General features: G+C 39.4%; 16 protein-coding genes. 11 read left to right on the top strand and 5 right to left on the bottom strand.

Annotated elements, in window-relative coordinates; all coding sequences use genetic code 11:
* Positions 1-51: 51 nt before the first annotated feature.
* The 3 genes from JFU56_RS07155 to JFU56_RS07145 form a co-directional block, all read right to left on the bottom strand.
* On the bottom strand, positions 52-1,080 hold the full coding sequence (locus JFU56_RS07155) for an arginase family protein (protein WP_198436605.1): 1,029 nt from the start codon (positions 1,078-1,080) through the stop codon (positions 52-54).
* Between the two features lie 198 nt (positions 1,081-1,278).
* Positions 1,279-1,776 carry an Hsp20 family protein gene (locus JFU56_RS07150; protein WP_198436604.1) on the bottom strand — a complete coding sequence of 166 codons (498 nt, stop codon included), beginning with the start codon at positions 1,774-1,776 and terminating at the stop codon, positions 1,279-1,281.
* Positions 1,777-1,957: 181 nt separating this feature from the next.
* On the bottom strand, positions 1,958-2,410 hold the full coding sequence (locus JFU56_RS07145) for an Hsp20 family protein (RefSeq protein WP_198436603.1): 453 nt from the start codon (positions 2,408-2,410) through the stop codon (positions 1,958-1,960).
* A gap of 367 nt (positions 2,411-2,777) precedes the next feature.
* Between JFU56_RS07145 and maoP the strand changes: the two genes are divergently transcribed.
* The 11 genes from maoP (at position 2,778) to JFU56_RS07090 (ending at position 13,285) form a co-directional block, all read left to right on the top strand.
* Positions 2,778-3,155, top strand: a complete 378-nt coding sequence (gene maoP, locus JFU56_RS07140; RefSeq protein ID WP_198436602.1) for a DUF413 domain-containing protein — start codon at positions 2,778-2,780, stop codon at positions 3,153-3,155.
* A 169-nt stretch (positions 3,156-3,324) separates the two neighbouring features.
* Complete coding sequence (locus JFU56_RS07135; RefSeq protein WP_242065901.1) at positions 3,325-4,536, top strand: HlyD family secretion protein; 1,212 nt, start codon at positions 3,325-3,327, stop codon at positions 4,534-4,536.
* Positions 4,526-5,554: a DUF2955 domain-containing protein gene (locus JFU56_RS07130; protein WP_198436601.1), complete on the top strand. Its 1,029-nt coding sequence runs from the start codon at positions 4,526-4,528 to the stop codon at positions 5,552-5,554. The genes JFU56_RS07135 and JFU56_RS07130 overlap by 11 nt, the downstream gene beginning before the upstream one ends.
* Before the next feature lie 32 nt (positions 5,555-5,586).
* Positions 5,587-6,660, top strand: a complete 1,074-nt coding sequence (locus JFU56_RS07125; RefSeq protein ID WP_198436600.1) for an AI-2E family transporter — start codon at positions 5,587-5,589, stop codon at positions 6,658-6,660.
* Positions 6,660-7,319, top strand: a complete 660-nt coding sequence (locus JFU56_RS07120) for an ion channel (RefSeq protein ID WP_198436599.1) — start codon at positions 6,660-6,662, stop codon at positions 7,317-7,319. The genes JFU56_RS07125 and JFU56_RS07120 overlap by 1 nt, the downstream gene beginning before the upstream one ends.
* 340 nt (positions 7,320-7,659) lie before the next feature.
* Positions 7,660-7,881, top strand: a complete 222-nt coding sequence (gene pspB, locus JFU56_RS07115) for an envelope stress response membrane protein PspB (RefSeq protein WP_198436598.1) — start codon at positions 7,660-7,662, stop codon at positions 7,879-7,881.
* Entirely contained in the window at positions 7,878-8,264 is a 387-nt protein-coding gene (pspC, locus tag JFU56_RS07110) for an envelope stress response membrane protein PspC (protein ID WP_198436597.1), read from the top strand. The genes pspB and pspC overlap by 4 nt, the downstream gene beginning before the upstream one ends.
* Positions 8,265-8,367: 103 nt before the next feature.
* Positions 8,368-8,946 carry a DUF4136 domain-containing protein gene (locus JFU56_RS07105; protein WP_198436596.1) on the top strand — a complete coding sequence of 193 codons (579 nt, stop codon included), beginning with the start codon at positions 8,368-8,370 and terminating at the stop codon, positions 8,944-8,946.
* Positions 8,947-9,133: 187 nt separating this feature from the next.
* Entirely contained in the window at positions 9,134-11,101 is a 1,968-nt protein-coding gene (locus JFU56_RS07100; RefSeq protein WP_198436595.1) for a bifunctional 2',3'-cyclic-nucleotide 2'-phosphodiesterase/3'-nucleotidase, read from the top strand.
* A gap of 108 nt (positions 11,102-11,209) precedes the next feature.
* Positions 11,210-12,067 carry an alpha/beta fold hydrolase gene (locus JFU56_RS07095; RefSeq protein ID WP_198436594.1) on the top strand — a complete coding sequence of 286 codons (858 nt, stop codon included), beginning with the start codon at positions 11,210-11,212 and terminating at the stop codon, positions 12,065-12,067.
* Positions 12,068-12,292: 225 nt separating this feature from the next.
* The gene (locus JFU56_RS07090) at positions 12,293-13,285 is read left to right on the top strand and encodes a sensor domain-containing diguanylate cyclase (RefSeq protein ID WP_198436593.1); all 993 of its coding nucleotides are present in this window, start codon (positions 12,293-12,295) and stop codon (positions 13,283-13,285) included.
* 28 nt (positions 13,286-13,313) lie between these two features.
* On the opposite strand, the gene JFU56_RS07085 is transcribed toward JFU56_RS07090, so the two are convergent.
* Positions 13,314-15,590 (bottom strand): ATP-binding protein, encoded by a 2,277-nt coding sequence (locus JFU56_RS07085; protein WP_242065900.1) that lies wholly within the window; start codon positions 15,588-15,590, stop codon positions 13,314-13,316.
* A 189-nt stretch (positions 15,591-15,779) separates the two neighbouring features.
* Positions 15,780-18,923, bottom strand: coding sequence for an EAL domain-containing protein (locus tag JFU56_RS07080; RefSeq protein ID WP_198436592.1), 3,144 nt, complete (start codon positions 18,921-18,923; stop codon positions 15,780-15,782).
* Positions 18,924-19,356: the final 433 nt, after the last annotated feature.

Raw genomic sequence — 19,356 nt, 5'->3', positions numbered from 1 at the left:
TGCTCTTAACTGCTAGCGATTAACACCACTAGCAGTCAACAATGTACTAAATTAACTCGATACCTTCAGGTGTTGTAATACCGGACAGATAACCGATGACACATAAGCAGCGGTTTTATGGCTGTAATCCAGTTCTGGGTTTAGCGTGACAATATCGAGCATTTTCAGTTTGCCACTGCGCGCGATAATCTTTAACGCAAAAATCAGTATCTCAAGACTAATGCCCTGAGTCTGACTTGAATGTAAATGACTATCCTTAGACTCTAGTACTTGCTCATAAATAACCGCTAAATCGACACTTAAATGAATATGGTCTACTTGCTCAATGAATCGTTCTAAGGTTTCTTCAATAAGTTCACGATGAGTCGTACTCATGTGTTTATCCAATAACCAATCACAACCGAGCTGTTTTGCATACTCAAACGTGTCTGCAGAGTTTGTGCGTTTACAAATGCCTAATCCTAAATAATTAAAAATTCTAAATGTCTCTAAGCAATATTGATTCACTGCATTAAATGCAGAATCCAGCTTAGGAGACGGTGTTAACCGCAACTCAAAGTTGGGGTCGAAATTGATAATACCAATTTTGTTATTACCCGCGACATACTCACTGCCATACCACTTATTATGCTGGTGCTGATGGTATTGCTGTTGATATAAATGCGCTGATAACGCTTGATAGTTCGCGATTGAAATGGAATCTGCACTGCCTATCGTAATAGGGAAATGACCCGCCATTAAATACACCAGCACTTTTAGGTATTGCTCCAGTTGAATATCATCGACATCCAAATCATCAAAACCGTCGATATCATCGAGCATACCCGCGTTATAAACCGGTATATTGGTTTTGGTGAATGCCGCATGCATAACACTTCGGGCAATACTTTCTAAGCCACCAGGTTTTGATAGCAGGTTAACGACACTGTTATCCGCAACAACATTACTCGGGAATCGACCATCCGCAGCGACACCTAATAAAACAGCACCGGGAGTCGATTGCTGTTTATAAGGTCGTAACACTTTAATCGAACAAAACCAAAGATTTAAATTCTGACGTAATCGTTGAGAAAATGTCATTTCCGCCTATCCCCTTTTAGTCGCGAAAGAATGCGATTAAACGCTTTGGGACGAGGTTTGGCAAATGAGTTCTTTTTGTCGTGACGATGAATAAATTTTATCGACGCACAAAAATTAAATAACAAAAAAGCGCATCAAGATTGATGCGCTTCAGGGTGTTTAAAACTGCGTTATATGAACGGCTTTTATGCTCGAATGTTAACGGCCAATAGTTATCTTACGTGGCTGTAATGCTTCAGGTATTTCACGATTTAAATTAATCGTTAGCAGCCCTTGATGCATATCTGCACTCACGACGTGTACGTGATCAGCTAATGCAAATTTACGGCTGAAATTAGCTTGATTAATCCCCTGGTGTAAAAGCGTAGACGTTTGTTCAACGGGCAATTTTTCACCGGTAATCACCAATTCATTGGCTGTCACGGTTATATCCATTTCCTCGAGTGAGAAACCCGCTAACGCCAGCGTAATTTGGTAATCGGTTTCACCCGTTTGGCTAATGTTGTAGCGTGGATAATTGGCTTCTGCCGACGCCTTAATCACCTTGCGGTCTGTTTTTTCAGGTCGTGCTTTGTCTATCAATTGCTGTTCGATTAACTGCTTTTCTACCAGCTTTTGCGCCATATTAGCAAAACGATCGAAGCCAACTGCGTGGCGATATAGGGGAGCGAAATCAAATTTTGTCATTGTAGTCATGTCTATTTTCCTCAAACAATAGATAACGATAAGCCTGCTGAGCAGCACTTATATAGCCAAGCCTTTTTTAAAGGTACTCGGAGTTACAGCTTAGCGAGGTAATGCCCGCTAAGACGAATGTAGTTTATTTAGGGTATTGGTATTGCTGATACAGCGGTTTATAGCCTGTGGCTTTACCGTATTACTCAGCAGATAACGTTTTAGCGCCGTTAATTTCAATTTTACGCGGTTTCATCGCTTCCGGTAATTGACGTTCTAAATCGATATACAACAAGCCGTTTTTCATGTCTGCCCCATTGACAAAAACATGGTCAGCTAACTCAAATTTACGTTCAAAGTTACGCTCTGCAATACCGCGATGTAAGAAGGTACGTTTATCGTCTTCTTTGGCGATTGTTGCTTTAGTGCCTTTGATCAGTAATTCATTATTTTGCGTTGAGATATCAATTTCCGCGTCGTCAAAGCCTGCGACAGCCATGGTAATGCGATAATTATTGTCATCGATTTGTTCGATGTTATACGGAGGAAAGTTGTTGCCTGATTGGCGGTTTGATGCAGCCGTTTCAGCAAGTGCAGCTAAACGTTCAAAACCAATTGCACTGCGGTATAGGGGAGTAAAGTCAAAAGTACGCATAATTATATTCTCCATTGAGCAATATTATCATAGTCACTAAGCCAAATTAGTTTGCGCCTAGCCATGATGTATTTTATTTCTATTGAGTGTCATCTTCATTAAGCACTACAAACTCCGTTAGGCAGTTGTTGATACTTATTTTTACCTAGGCCTCGAAAGCGCCTAACTAATAGATGTGGATGCAGGGAGATGTTTTCAAGGAAAGAGTGTCATTATTTTAAAAAATAATTAAACACAATTGTGACGTCTGATTACAATTTTTTTTTCATTGTCATTAAACTGTCAAAATCCAACGTTAGTTTAGAGAACAATTAAATCAGTAGTTAAAATGTTCACGACACAGTTAATTTAACGCAAGGTAATCGCTATGAGAAGCATAGGTATATTTTTAGATGAAGTGCATTTTCCGCTTGGTTTTCAACAACAAAATGCATTTAATGTAGATGAATCACAATTATTAGAACATTATGGTTTAACGATGCAGCGACTTCAAGAGGGCGAACTTTTACCCGCCACTGCTGATGAACATTTCTTTCTCGCCGAGCTTGATGGTGAATTCGAATTAACCTCTGATTTCGCCCGTTGCTGGCGTAAATATAATCACAAGATCACACACACAAATACACTCAGTAGCGCGCCCAATAAACGCAGTGCTAAACAACCAAGCCGTGATTATTTTGTTGATGAGCTGTCAACACTCGAAGATCTTGATAATAGCTATGATGAATTAGATTTAGATTCATGATCTACTTCGCACCAATAAAAGCACTTCACGGTAAGTGCTTTTATTTGCCTTAATGACGACTAACTAACAGTAAATCTAATGATAAACCGCACGTAACACCTCTTCAACGCACAATTATAACACCATGATAACCAAGCGTATAATATAGTCTATAATGATATTACAGTTTATGCTTGGACTCAAAACAGTCCCTGAAATACACAGCCAACAGCAGCAACTCGCAATAATATATCATCAGTCATCATTAGGGACTCTTATGCCTGAAGACCACGACATAAAAACAGAAGCAACAAACACAATAGCAATAAGTGAAAATAAAACCCCAAATAAAGTACGTAAACTTACCAATTATTTGCTAATTACAGTTTCGTGCATGTTGGTATTTAGTATTATTGCAGATCGTATCATTCCCTCTACAGATAGTGCTCGCGTCAAAGGTTACGTAGTGCCGATCAAGCCGCAAGTCTCCGGTCAAGTTATCGATATTTTAGTGCAACCGAATCAACAAGTACAAGCCGGTGATGTGCTGGTTAAGCTCAATCCGAGCGATTTTGAGATAGCGGTCAAGCAAGCTGAACAAAATTTAATGATCGCAGGACAAGATGTAGGAGCTCAAACAGCAGTGATTGCATCGGCACAAGCACGTTTAACGAGCGCAAATGTTGAACTTGAAAATGCCAAATTACAAACCAATCGTATTCTGGTTATGGCTAAACGCGGCATTATGTCTCAATCCGATGCAGATCAAGCGCGTGCAACGTTAGCCACAGCGCGAGCCAATGTGACTAACTTTGAAGCTGAGCTCAAAAAATCTGAATCACAATTAGGTTTAGATGGAAAAGAAAATAGTAAAATCAAGGCGGCGATACTCGCACTTGAACAAGCTCAAATCAACCTAGAACGTACCAGTATTAAAGCACCAACGATAGGTGCGGTCTCCAACTTCAGTCTTTCAGAGGGATTTTTTGCATCTGCTGGCCAACCATTAATGACATTCGTCTCGACTGAAAAAATTTGGATTGAAGCCTATTTCAGTGAAAACAGTTTGGGTAATATTGAAGCCGGTGATGAGGTTGAAGTCGCATTAGATTTTGCGCCAGGTAAAGTCATTAAAGGCAAAGTCACCAGTGTCGATTGGGGGGTTGACTGGGGACAAGATCCACAAGCCGGAAAACTGGCTCAAGCGAACAATCAAACAGGCTGGCTACGCCAAACACAAATGCTCCCCATTTCAATCGAATTCGACCATGCTCAAGCAAGCGGCTTAATACGCATTGGCGGCCAAGCTGATGTCATTGTTTATAGCGATGATAATCCCCTATTTAATATGCTCGGTAAGTTCTGGATCCGCGTTGTCAGTATGATGTCTTATGTCCGATAATATGAACAGCAATAGCGCGTTGGCCAATAACCAAATACAAATTAGAGTCATGCGTTATACCGTCGGTGTTGGACTCGCGGTTTTTCTTGCGGCACTGTTTAATTGGCCCTTAGCATTTGTCGCACCCGTCTTTGTCGCCAAATTTTTGGTTGATAAGGCCGAGTTAAATAAAGAAACTATTTATGAATTGATGATAGCTATGGTGGCAACCATCGCCTTAGGATTACTCTTATCGAATGGGATCACCCACTACCCACTTCCCTTGTTAATACTCATAGGCTTAATGATGTTATGGGGTTATTACTTATTCACAGACCCCAAGTGGAACCTCTTTGCAACGATCCTTATCATTGCCATCTTATTATTACCTTTTATGGCAATTTCTAATCCTGGGATCTCTATATTTTTAGCCGTCGGATTAACGAGCTCTGGTGTGATAGCAGTGGCTATTTTTGCCTTCGTGCATATTTACTTCCCTGAACAACAATCTCATTTTAAAGGCTACAAAATATCACCGTTAACAACCCAACAACGCTGGTATGCAGCCTTTAGAGCCATGCTAATATCTTTTCCTATCGTCTGCTTTTTCTTTATCTTTCAAATAACTGAAGCACTATTTACTATGATGTTTATTGCTTTATTGTCATTAATGATCACAGGTGAAAAGTCTGTGAAATTAAGTACTTTCTTAATTATCAGTAATAGCATTGGCGGCGTCTTAGCGATTGCTATGTTCGCCATGCTGTCACTCGTACCAAATTTATTATTTTATACTTTATCTATTTCATTAGTTGCCATTGTGATGGCCACACAGATTTATACTAAACCTGAAAAAGCGCCTATTTATGCAACCGCTTTTAGTACGGTATTAGTCTTGTTAGGCAGCACGCTGATGAGCGGAAGTGATATCGATAATAATATGTTTATACGTATCTTCCAGCTATTTTTGGTTGGAGGTTACATGATCTTTGTGTCTTTCTTCTTAGAAACAAGAAACTGGAAGTTTTTACAAATATAGCCATAGTCTTGATATAACTACAAGGAATGTCCATGACAAATAATAGTAACTTTTCAACTCAAGCAATTGACGTATATATAAAAATAGCAGCCATCTCACTACTCATATATTGGTGTTATTCTATTTTACAGCCATTTTTCCTCATGGTGGTCTGGGGCGGTATTATCGCAACGGCATTATACCCGATAGCGATCTGGGCAAATAACAAGTTTGGCATAAGTAAGGCTAAAGCAAGTTCAGCGCTTTCAATCATCGGTGTATTACTACTATTAATTCCGCTAATTGTACTATCAACAGGATTATATACAGGTGGTTCAGCATTAGTCACAGGCGTTCAGGCTGGAACAATAGTGATACCAACACCAAATATCAGTATCCAAGGCTGGCCCATCATAGGTGAAAAAGTATATGGGTTTGCGCTACAAGCATCATCAAATTTAGAAAGCATGTTAACCAACTACAGTGACGAAGTGAAAAGTGTAATAAGCAAAATGGCCTCATTCCTAGGCAGTCTGGGGGGCAGTTTTATTCAATTTATTATCTCAACGGTCATCGCTGGCGCTTTCATGGTGAATGCTGACAAATGTGAACGCGCCTTCGTACTCGTTGCAAGTCGTTTAACAGGTGGAGAACAGGGCAAAGAGCTAACAACCATATCGAAAACAACAGTCAGGGGGGTTGTACAAGGCGTTATCGGCGTCGCTGTTATCCAGTCTATTTTAGCTGGCGTAGGTATTGCATTTGCAGGTATTCCAGGGGTTGCGATCTGGATGTTTCTAGTATTGATCGTAGCTATCATTCAGCTTCCACCAATCCTAGCATTACTCCCAGCGATCATTTATGCATTCACTGTAGATACAACCACAACTGCGGTTATATTTTTAATCTGGTGTGTTCTAGTGAGTGCAAGTGACGCAGTCCTTAAACCTATGTTATTAGGACGAGGTTCAGATACACCAATACTGGTTATTTTACTCGGGGCGCTTGGCGGCATGGTAATGTCAGGCATTATAGGTTTATTTGTCGGTGCCGTGATATTGAGTCTTACATATCAGTTATTCACCGTGTGGTTAGAAAATGAAACTAAAGAAAAAGATGAATCATAATGAAAACAGTGTCTAAAGATGACAACTTCTACTTTTTACTTGTTGCACTCCTCGGCCTACTGTTTAGCAGTGCCTTGATGCAACAGCTTTTCAGTGGCGGTCAAAAAACAGTCCTAGCCTTGATCATTATTTGCTTAGGGGTTTCGATTGTTGGCGTGAACAACCAGCAAAAATTTTATCGAAATTGGTATTCTTTTTTGCTCATTCTCGCGGCAATATCAGGCTCAATGACTTTTTTTGATGAGTATGATCTTTCTCTGGTGACACTATTCGCATTGTTAGTTTTTCTACTATCTCACACACATACAGCGCTAAAACAAGTCATGCTAAGTGAGTATGTCAGTAAAAACCAGATCATCGGCTCCATATGTGTTTATTTGCTTATTGGCGTCACATGGGCAATTATCTACCTTATACAAATCGAACTCTTTCCACAGGCGTTTAATGGTATCGAGGCAAAACCTTGGTTGGATAACTTGTTTTCAGTGGTTTACTTCAGCTTTATAACTTTAACAACCCTAGGTTATGGCGACATCACCCCCGCATTACCGATACCAAGATTTTTTGTTTTTATTGAATCTATTTTAGGCAGTTTTTATTTAGCTATCATGGTAGCAAGCTTAGTTAGTCACCGATTAAACCAAACACAACACCAATAGCCAAAACAACAGGATTTTCAGTACAAGGGATACATCAAATTATAAATATGCTCGAAGAACGTGATCTCATGATTCGAATCGACATATCAAAATACAAAAAACAGCTGCAATTAACACTGCAAGGTAAGAACTAGTTGATACCCTATCTACATCAATAAAGACCATGAACGATTATTTAAGTACCACCAATTCCGGAATTACCACGTAAGAAATTGTAAACCGCAGGGCTTTAAGCAATACAAACAGCTCATATATGTATAAAATACAGTAATACATCATAATTAATTATGCGTTACTGTTTGCCCAGCTTACCGCTATCTGTGTTCAATAAGGAATAACCATGGATTTTATTCAAATACCAGTCACTGTATTTTTAGTCTTCGTCGCACCATTGTGGCTTATTTTATATTACCGCAGTAAGCGCCAAAGCAATCAAGGCCTGTCAGAAAAAGACAAAGATAAATTACATTCATTAGTTAACCGCACTGAAAAATTACAAGAACGCGTTATCTCACTCGAGCAGATTTTAGACCAAGAATCACCGAAATGGAGAGACCGATGAGCGTAAGAGCGATATATCGAGACACTGAAAATGGCAAACTCGGCGGTGTATGTGCAGGATTAGCAGTGGCGATGGGCGCTGAAGTCTGGCTCGTACGGGTACTGTTTGTATCCTTATTTTTCGTCACGGGTTTCTTTCTCGCCATCTTAATTTATGTGATAGCCTGTTTACTGCTCGAGAAAATGCCAATCAAAAAGCAAAAACAACAAAGTATTTATGCCAACCACGCAATGAAAACAAAGCCATGGCAACAAGGTCATACAGCAGAAAAATTACTTGATAACATAGCCGCAGAGCTAGATGATATTGATAACGACTTACAAGACATCGAGAATTACGTGATCTCATTTTCATTTAAAATGGATCGTGAATTTAAAAAATAATGGTAGATGTCGATAACAAAATAAATAGCCATGGTAAGGTGTTTAAGAGAAACTGAGACACATAGATTAGATAGAGAACTAACGTTCAACAGAGGAGAGTATGATGATAAAGAACATAATGCCATTGCTTGCGATGGCTATATTACTCGTCGGCTGCACCACCAGTGAATACCCGCCAACGAATGGATACAACAGCGTTAATCAATTAACGAAAGTAGAAACCGGCGACCTAGCACAATTTGCCCAACAAAAAATGACCTTTGCCTGGTACCCTGGTCGCGGTAAAACATTCCTTCCCGAAAACAGTAATAAAGCACTATTTTCTAATTATACAGAAACAGCCATCACTCAAATAATGCAGGATAAAGGCTACACGTTCACAAATAATGTGCAACAAGCTGACTTTCTCATTGGTTATGGCTTAGCGGTAGAATCAGAGCTCTCTGATGAGCAGATATTCAACAAGGTAGGTTCAAATCTTGGTTTATCAATGAGCCACCTAGACCCAGATGAATTTCAAAAAGGTAGCGCAATAATCGCCTTTTATAACCCTCAGACTTTTCAAACTGAATGGCAAGTACTTGCCCAAGGCATTGCTAAAATAGAGCAATCACAACAAGCACGTAAAGATAAAATTACCGCGGTCATGTTATCGATGCTTAATCACGTACCAGCAAAATAGACAGTGTTAAGCACGATGATAATAACCCCCTCATCTCTTTGCTTATACTGGCGCTGGTACATAAATAAGCAAATACACTAAACCGCTCAAATAAAGCAATATATTCCTCCTAATTTAACGCCAAGGGTCGCTAATTTATGCTACCTTGGCGTTTCTGTATCTACTTCTATTTAACTTGGAGAAAATCATGTCGTTATCGATCAAACCAGTCGCTATTGCGGTACTCGGTGGGCTACTGACTATGGCCGGGCCTGCTTATGCGGAAACCATCAAATTACGTATTCTAGAAACGACGGATATTCATACCAACGTAATGGATTATGACTATTACAAGAATAAACCAACTGAAAAAACAGGCCTAGTTCGCACTGCAACCTTAGTAAGAGAAGCCCGTGCAGAAGTAAAGAACAGCGTATTAGTTGATAACGGTGATTTATTGCAAGGCAGTCCAATGGGCGACTACATGGCAGACAAAGGCCTACAACCAGGTGATGTACACCCGGTTTACAAAGCGATGAATCAACTGGGTTATGACGTCGGTAACCTTGGTAATCACGAGTTTAACTACGGGCTAGACTTCTTAAAAGAAGCAACAAATGACGCTAACTTCCCGTATATCAATGCTAACGTTATCGATCTTAAGACCGGTAAAAACATGTTTACCCCGTACATCATCAAAACGAATACCTTTACCGATACTGACGGCGTAGAGCACCAAGTTAAAATCGGTTACATCGGTTTTGTACCACCGCAAATCTTAATCTGGGATAAGAAAAACCTAGAAGGTAAAGTGGAAGCGTTAGACATCAAACAAACAGCTGAAAAATTTGTGCCACAAATGAAAGCTGAAGGCGCAGATATCATTCTCGCGATCCCGCATTCAGGCGTATCAGCTGACCCGTATAAAGTAATGGCTGAAAACTCAGTTTACTATCTAACACAAGTTCCAGGTATTGATGCAATTGCGTTTGGCCATTCGCATGCCGTATTCCCAAGCGAGAGCTTCTCTAAGTTACCTGGCGCTGATATCGAAAAAGGCACAATCAACGGTATTCCAGCTGTAATGCCTGGTCGTTGGGGCGATCATGTCGGTATCATGGATCTTGTATTAGACAAACAAGGTGATACGTGGAAAGTAACGAACGCACAAACTGAAGCACGCCCTATTTTCGACAAATTCACTAAAAAACCACTAGTGAACGCTGACGAGAAAATGGTTGCAGCAGTAAAAGACGACCACAAAGCAACACGTAACTTCGTTAACCAACCTATCGGTAAAGCAAGTGATGTGATGTACAGTTTCCTTGCTCTAGTACAAGATGATCCAACAATTCAAATTGTTAACTTAGCGCAACAAGATTACGTACAACGCTTTATTCAGGGTGATCCTGATTTAGACGGTATCCCAGTACTTTCAGCAGCAGCACCGTTTAAAGCTGGCGGCCGTGGTAACGATCCAACTAACTTCACTGAAGTTGAATCAGGTCAATTAACCTTCCGTAATGCAGCCGATCTATACCTTTACCCAAATACGCTCGTAGCAATGAAAGTAACAGGTAAAGAAGTAAAGGAATGGCTTGAATGTTCTGCAGGTCAGTTTAACCAAATCGACTTGAACAGCACTGCACCACAAGGTCTGATCAACTGGGATGAATTCCGTACTTACAATTACGATGTGATTGACGGCGTTAAATACGGTATCGATTTATCACAGCCAGCACGCTATAACGGTGAATGTAAATTGATCAACCCAGATTCAAACCGTATTACAGACTTAACGTTTGAAGGCAAACCGGTAGATCCTGCGCAGCCGTTCCTCGTAGCAACAAATAACTACCGCGCTTACAGTGCGAAATTTGCTGGTACAGGTGAAGCGTTTGTTGCATTTGCATCACCTGATGAAAACCGCACTGTACTTGCAGACTACATTAGCCGTGTAAGTAAAGAAAAAGGCCAAGTAACGCCAAGTGCCGATAACAACTGGTACTTCACACAGTTACAAAGCGACAAGAAACTCAATATCACTTTTGAAACCGCGCCAGGTGAAAAAGCCGCACAGTTCATCAAGGACAAAGGCCAATACCCTATGCAGTTTATTAAAGAAGATAAACTTGGGTTTGCTATCTATAGCTTAGATCTACAAAGTAAGAAATAAACATAAATAAGCAGAAATACCGCAGCCTGTCTGCGGTATTTTTTTAACTTAAGTTTGCTACACTTAACTAAAAACGATCCCATTCCCCTCATTCAGGCAGGACGCCACATGAATAACAACACAACCAATAACGGCATAAACAGCAGTCACGAAAATACACCCGCACCTTGCTACTATGAACAACAAGGCAGTGACAATAACAGCCCCATTGTATTTATTCACGGCTCTTACGCGAGTACATCAACATGGAAGAAGATAGTTCAACAGCTTGCACTCACACATCACTGTATTACGATTAAATTACCTGGTCATTGTGGGATGCCAGATCCCGATGATTTCAATGCCCCAAACATCAATACCGAACTTGCTATCATCGAATCTGTTATTACAGAGTTAACAGTTCAGACTAATCAGCCAATCCACCTTATAGGTCATTCGTTTGGTGGTGTTGTGGCGCTGGCGTTAGCCCTGAAGGGAACGGTCAATATCAGTCAATTAACCCTGTTTGAACCAGTATCAACGTGGGTGTTCAAATCCGTTGGTGATCACAACATGATGGCGCAAGTAAATGCCTTCATTCAAGATTATCGCGAGAGTATCAGCAATAATGAACCTTACGTCTGTGGGCAAGTCATCAATTTCTGGGGCGGTGAAGGTTCATTTGAGCCCCTACCCGATTTCATTAAAGATGGTATGGCGGCTCTGACAAAAAACAACAATCGTCATTGGACCTTGTGTGAAAACATGCATCACCACAGGTCAGCACTAAACGCCTTAACGATCCCCACAAAACTGGTATGCGGTTCGGCATCCAACCTCATTGCACAAACTATTGTTCAGCACCTAAGCCATGAATTACCCAACGCCAAGCAATATAAAATAGCTAATGCGAGTCATTTTTTAGTGACTAGCCACGCGAATGCATGTGTCGATATTATCAAGGATCAAGCTGTTGACACTAAATAACAGCGCTACTACTAATACAACCAACACAGCCACAAACAGAATTACAATGACAAACACACTACTAGTCATTAAGTAGTAACTCTAATTAGGGTCTAGATCTCATTATCAAACTAAAAATAAGCCATTTTTACAATTAACACTATAATAGTCAGCACTCACGCTTTGTATATTTTCACCAACTTGATCTTTAATTGATGTTTAAAACCATCACCTTGGAGTACATGGATGCCTGCTCTTCCGACAAAAAAAATACAGGACATTGTATTTGATGCTTTATCGGTAACCAATGATGGTTTAGCGATTTTTGATATTAATGATCGCGTTATATACTGTAATGAAAGTATGGCGACACTCTTTGATCACACAGCAGAACAGGCATTAGGCAACACTTTTGATCAACTCATCAAGCAATGTTTTCGCAACTCCGTTGGCATTAATATTGAATCAGACAATATCGATAAATGGCTAATCGCCGCCAATAATAAAAGGCGCAGTGTCCCGTTTCGCAGTTTCGAAACTGATACTCGGGATGGCCGCTGGCACTTGGTTACTGAACAAATAGTCGGTGATGGGGTGTTATATGTTAGCAGTACCGATATCACTGAAAAAAAACAAGCTGAAATTCAGTTAGCGGTTTTATCCAAAGAATTACACAAGCGCGCATCAACAGACGAACTAACCACGATCAGTAATCGTCATAATTTCTATGAAATGGCTGAAATAGAATTTCACAAAGCACAAATAGAACAGCAACCACTGGCGTTGATACTCATTGATATAGATAATTTCAAATCAATTAACGACAATTACGGTCATGCAGCAGGAGATACCGCACTCAAGGAGTTCGCTCATCACATCAAGAAAAAACTACGGGCTACAGATTTATTTGCACGTATAGGTGGCGATGAATTTTCAATCATACTGCCTAATACCGATACCAGAGACAGCCTACTCATTGCAGAACGACTACGAAATAGCATCGCAACAATACCCATCCAGCATCAAGAGCAGCCCATTCAACTTACCGCTTCTATCGGTATCGTCCAAGCATCATTAACGATGGAGTCGATCCATGATGTCATTAATGCTGCAGACAAAGCACTCTATCAAGCTAAATCAGAAGGCCGTAATAAGGTCTGTAGTGACTTAAATTGTTGTACTGGATTAATCAACCAGTATGAATTAACGACAACCAGCAAACAACTTACCTACGGCTAAAATCTGACTCGATGACCTTAAGGTTTGCTCAGCTGTATTTAGTGATCTTTTCTCTAAATATCTCTTTCTTAAAAGGTTTAGGTAAGTAGTCATCCATACCTGAATCGAAACAGCGCTGAATATCGTCCTCTAGGATACTCGCTGTCAACGCAATAATAGGGATGCGAGACAAAGAGTAACTCTCTTCGTAATCACGAATACCAACAGTCGCATCAAAGCCGTCCATCACAGGCATCATGCAATCCATCAACACCAAGTTAATATGTTGATGACTTTCAGCATACATATCTATCGCTTCCTGGCCATTTTTAGCCAGAATAACATCCAGTCCCAATTGGTTAATATTAATGGATGCGACCTTCTGATTAATTAAATTATCTTCCACCAATAAAATAGCGCGATTAGCCTTTGTGGTTGCCTCGTCAGTCTCAGTATCCACCACCACATGCAAATTAAGATCATCGATCATATTAATTAACCGCAGTCCAAACATTGGTTTAGTAATATAGCCATCGACTAAATCCGCATAATTAAATTGCTCACTGTGATTACTGCGTGCAAGTAATACCGGTATTTTACCTACCTTTTGGCGCAAGGTTTGTAATTCTATTTTCGCTAATTCAACTTCTTGCTGATTATAAATAATTATCGAGTTCGCTTTTACACTTGCCGCGACACTATTGATGTCAGTGCACTCAGTTGATTTAATTCCCAATTTAGCCAGTTCAAATTGTAAGAATTGCGTATCCTCTGCATTGATTATAATGGCTTGATATACAGATTCAGCAGGCTTAGGCTGGATCTTTTCAATACCAACGGCAATAGTAAAATGAAAATCACTGCCCTCGCCTTTAACCGAGGTGATGCCAATACTCCCCCCCATCAAGCTGATTATTTTCGCACTAATAGAAAGACCTAAACCGGTACCACCAAAATTCCGCGTCGTATCATTATCTTCTTGCTGGAACGCTTCAAATATCTTGCCATGCTTGCCTGATTCAATGCCGATGCCCGTATCTTTAACCGAAAACGATAAGGCTATATTGTCAGCATCGAGAACCTTAGATCGTAATGCTAAAGTGATCTTACCTTCAGCAGTGAATTTAACTGCATTAGACGCTAAGTTCATCAGCACCTGGCGTAGCTTGTGCTCATCTAATTTAACTAGGGCTGGCAGTTCGGGATCAATTCGAATATCAATTTCAATCTTCTTCGCTTGCGCCTTGCCTGCGATTAACGACGCCGTATCAAATAATACTTCTTTAACATTTGATGTATGCGGCGAAATAACCAGGTTACCCGATTCTATTTTCGATAAATCCAACACATCATTAATCAACATCAATAGGGTTTGTGATGATGAATCAATCGTCATCAGGTAGTCTTTTTGGATTGGTGATAACTGGGAATCTTTTAAAATCTCAGCCATACCGATAATGCCATTAAGTGGGGTACGTATTTCATGTGACATATTCGCCAAAAATGTACTCTTGGCTTTATTGGCTTTATTAGCGTTATCTTTTTCTTGCGTGATAGTGGTTATATTTTGTTTTAACTCGGATTGGAGTGCAGCTAAATGGATAAAAGAATCACTCATTTCATCATCAATATTATTCACAATCCGTTTATCATGCTCACCTGTGGCAATAAAGCCGATATTACGGTTTAAGTCATTAAGGCGAGCAATAATACTGCGTTTGATCAAGCCGTATATACAAGCTATCGAGATCAATAAAATAGTAAAAACGATTAACAACCAAGTGAATTCTTTAAATAAATGTACATGAAAGTCATTAACCGCTTGTTCTGATTTAGCATTAATCTGGTCAAACTCTTGATTTAAACGCTTTCTTAATACTTGGAACTCTTGGGTAATAGCCCAATGAATGATGGTTTTTTCTTGTTCATCATTACTCTCTATATACTCTTGAGTTAGTTTTCGCCATTCAGCCATCAACGACAAAATATTGTAATTATCACTCGCGGTATTCAGCTCAATGTATTTACCGTATCGACTTTTAATTTGATCTAGATTACTGTTAATCACAGTAAACGCATTAACGTCACCATCGATAATATACTGTTGAAAGGCGGAGTAAGCTTGGTATGCATCACGGTCTGCGTTAAGAATAAGCGTGCTGGCATGACGATAAATGTTTGATTGCTGGTCAACCGCTGTTTTACCGTAATCGATCAGGCGAGAACCTTCATAAATAGAAAACAATAAGCAGAATATGAAAATAGCCATCAGTAAATTTAACTTGGCACGTATCGAGGTAAACATAAAAATCCTTTTCATTGTCATTTAACCGCCCTGTTAAAATCAAATATGATGATAATGGTAAAAACTAATACTAAAGTATGAGATTTAGTTTATCACCGTCATTTAAATTAGTATCTATAAATCATGTTTAGGCTCCGCATTTGTGAGCGGTAACCTATATACACTACATATGACAACCAGCCAGCTATATTTCTATCACCACAGCACTTATTAAAGCACTTTTTCAGGCTCTATCTTTATCGATGGTAGGTTCAACTCATCCACAGCGACTGGTCTAGCAAACCAAAAACCTTGACCGTATTCACAACCGAGCTGCGATAGAAATTCACATTCACTTTGCTCTTCAATGCCTTCGGCGACCACTTTCAGCTCTAGCTCTTTCGTCATCGCGACAATCGACTTTATCACCTTACGGGCATTATCATTGTCACCAATGCGAGCAATAAAACTGCGATCAATTTTTAAGTAATCAACCGGGAAATTAATCAAATACTTCAGCGATGAATAACCAGTACCAAAATCATCAAGATGGATGCGAACGCCCAAATCGCGCAGTTTTTGCAGCGTTTCAGCCACTAATTCAGTGTTATCCATAAACACGCGTTCGGTGATCTCAATATGTAAATATTCACCGTCCATATTATATTTCTGTAGTTCACTGGCAACCAATTTAACTAAGCTTTCAGCGTGCCCTGGTGCAAACTGTTTGGACGATATATTAATCGCGGCATGAATATAAATACCCTCTGCTTGCCAGGCTTGTAATTGGATCAGGGTCTGAGTGATCATCAGATTACCAAAATCAATTACAACCCCAACTTCTTCAGCCAAGTCAATGAAATCCCCTGGATACACCAAACCTTTCTCGGGATGATTCCAACGAATTAACGCCTCCACACCGATAACTTTTTTACTGTCAATTTCAAAAATAGGTTGGTAATAAGAAATAAATTCATCACGCATTAAACCACGATAAAGCTCTTGTTCTAGTGCCATACGAGCTGTCACTTTTTTGTTTAATTCCGGTGTATAAAATTGACTATTATTACGACCAAGCTCTTTCGCGTGATACATCGCAGTATCCGCATTTTTAACTAACGTTTCTACATCCGAGGCGTCATCAGGCGTTAAGGTAATCCCGATACTCGCAGAAATAACGCCATCATGTTTCTCTTGTAACAAATAAGGCTTTGATATTTCTGCAATCAATTTATCTGCTAATACTTTAGCTTCATTGACATATTTAATTTCAGATAGGATCACGACAAACTCATCGCCGCCTAAGCGACAAACAATATCGGTGGCACGCACATTTTGTCGTAAGCGTTCACTTACATGGCAAAGCAGTTCGTCACCAGCGCTATGACCAAGGCTATCATTAATCAACTTAAAGTTATCAAGATCGATAAACATCACGGCCGCCATCACTCGATAGCGTTTAGAATGCTCAACAACGTGTTTCAACTTCTCTAACCCCATCTCACGGTTAGGTAAATTAGTCAGTGAATCAAAGTTAGCTTTTACCCAGATTTCATCTTCGTATCGTTTCCATTTATCTAAATTTTTCAATAAATAAATATAGTGGCTAATATTAGCGTCTTTATCCTTAACCACCGCCACAGAAATAAATACCGAACTCGTCTCACTTTCTTTATCAGTTATTTTAACTTCACTTTCCCAGCAGCCTTTTACGAGCAAGGTTTGCATAATCGTTTTATGGGCTATCTTTTGATCATACTTATCAACCAGAAAATACAAAAGGCTTTTACTCAATACATCTTGCTTAGAAAACCCTGTCATGCGGGTAAATGCTGGATTTATCATTTCAATGTTATTGTGTTTATCGCTTACCACCATGCCTTCGCCAGCACTATTAAAGAATGCACTCGATAACAAATGCTCATGCTGTGTGACATCAATAGAAGTGACAATATCGTTAAAGGTATCAACGACATCCGTAATTAAATGTGAATCAGTGTGAATATCGAGCTTTTTATGACTACCTGACGAATTAACGTTTTTCATCTTTTCAGTAAACATGCGCAGTTCTTGAATAACTTGATTAACCGTACGATAAGCTAAACCGACACCCACTAATACAACCACAAGGATCAGCGTTATTTCAAGCCAAAGCTGTTGTTGTTTTGCACTTTTAAGCCCCTGTAACGTACTGATATATTGCTTACTCGTTGAATCAATGATCCCTTCAATAAGCTCGATGCGTTGTGTTGACCCTTCCCACCAGTCTGCAAAACGTATATGTAAAATATCGTCACGTACCAAGTCCATATTTTCAATAGCACTATTTTCTAGCACAAGAAATTTAGCATCTATACCGCTTATTTCCTCTTTATCAATGACGGTTTTATCTAAACCTTCAATAACTTGCTTATAATGCTCGAGGATATCGAATAACACAGCAACCTGAGGATTGGCATAATCCATCTGCTTATACGCCGACAACATGCTAAAGGCGTCCTGATAAAGTGCCATAAATTGCTGGTAATAAACCTGATCACGGCGTAATAAATAGCCTTTGAAATAATGGTTAATCAATCCAAAATACGAGCGGCCTTCGTTTAATAAGTCTTGTTTTTTACTTTCAAATTTGGCTTGAGTCATGATCTTATTTAACTTGCTATCACGCCCATAAGCCGCGATTTTACTCAGATCATCTTTGAGAGCACCCGGAATTAAGCGTTGTAGTTGTAAAAAGATCAGTTCTTGCTTGTCACGTAAACCAAACAACTCTGCAAGTGCAACCTGGTTGAAATCTTTAGTGTTATAAATACCATGAAATGAACCGCGCTCTAAACTGGCAAATTCTTTAAACCAGATTAAAGGAATATAAAACTCCAAATTCAACAATAATTCACTATCAGATACTTCTTCTTGTATAGCGCTGATAAAATTAAGATTGCTGGCGACGACTTGAGTGTAATGACTAAACGGGTCACGATTATCTGCATCTATAGCGCTACGTATTGACGTGATACGATGCTGTAGATTGATAACATTATGCTGCTGCGCCAATCGCTTTAGCGCTTGATTGTCAGCGATTAATTTATTAAATAAGATGAATTGCTGATCGGTTTGTTGGCGCTGTGTATCGAGCTGTTGTTTTAAACTTTCATCCTTGGTCGTTATCAACGATGTGCTAAGACCTCGCTCAGCCTGTATTTCATGCACTAAAGCATTAATCGACATTGATTGTTGCACCACTAAAATAGCGGCATCTGCATCCCTTGCAGACTTAATGTGCTGCGCAATATAAATCGCGATAATGACACAAACAAACAGTGTCGGTATAGCGAGTGATATGATTAATTTTGCTTTAACTGACAGGGTTCTCATAATGTAACTTATAACTCTTTATAATAATTTATAAAAAAGTGTATTAACACCTAATCCATTGATATTAATGTGTAATAAACATTTAAGATTAACCACATGGTAATACACTCAGAGTTGATAATGCAAAGCATAAAACCGCCCTAACAGCATCCAATAATCATCATTTTTTATAACAAAATATTCTTATGATACTTAGTTGTCTCGATGTTAAATTAGCGCTAAAAACTTAAATTAGACCGCGCCTTAAATATAGAATTTAGTCGAGTGTTAAATAGAGAATTCAACCTATAATTAAATCTCCAGTTAAACCTGAGAATCAAGTCTCTAAAGTGTGCAATATCACTCACTTTAGTACCTTATCAACTCATTTTAGCCCCTTGCCTGCGCACTGTTATTTCCTTTATTAGGTAATTAAGAGATAATTATCTTCTCC

It is taken from the genome of Moritella sp. F3, assembly GCF_015082335.1.
Taxonomy (GTDB): Bacteria; Pseudomonadota; Gammaproteobacteria; order Enterobacterales; family Moritellaceae; genus Moritella.
Note: the sequence above shows the minus strand (reverse complement) of the source record. Positions and strands in the feature narration are given on the sequence as shown.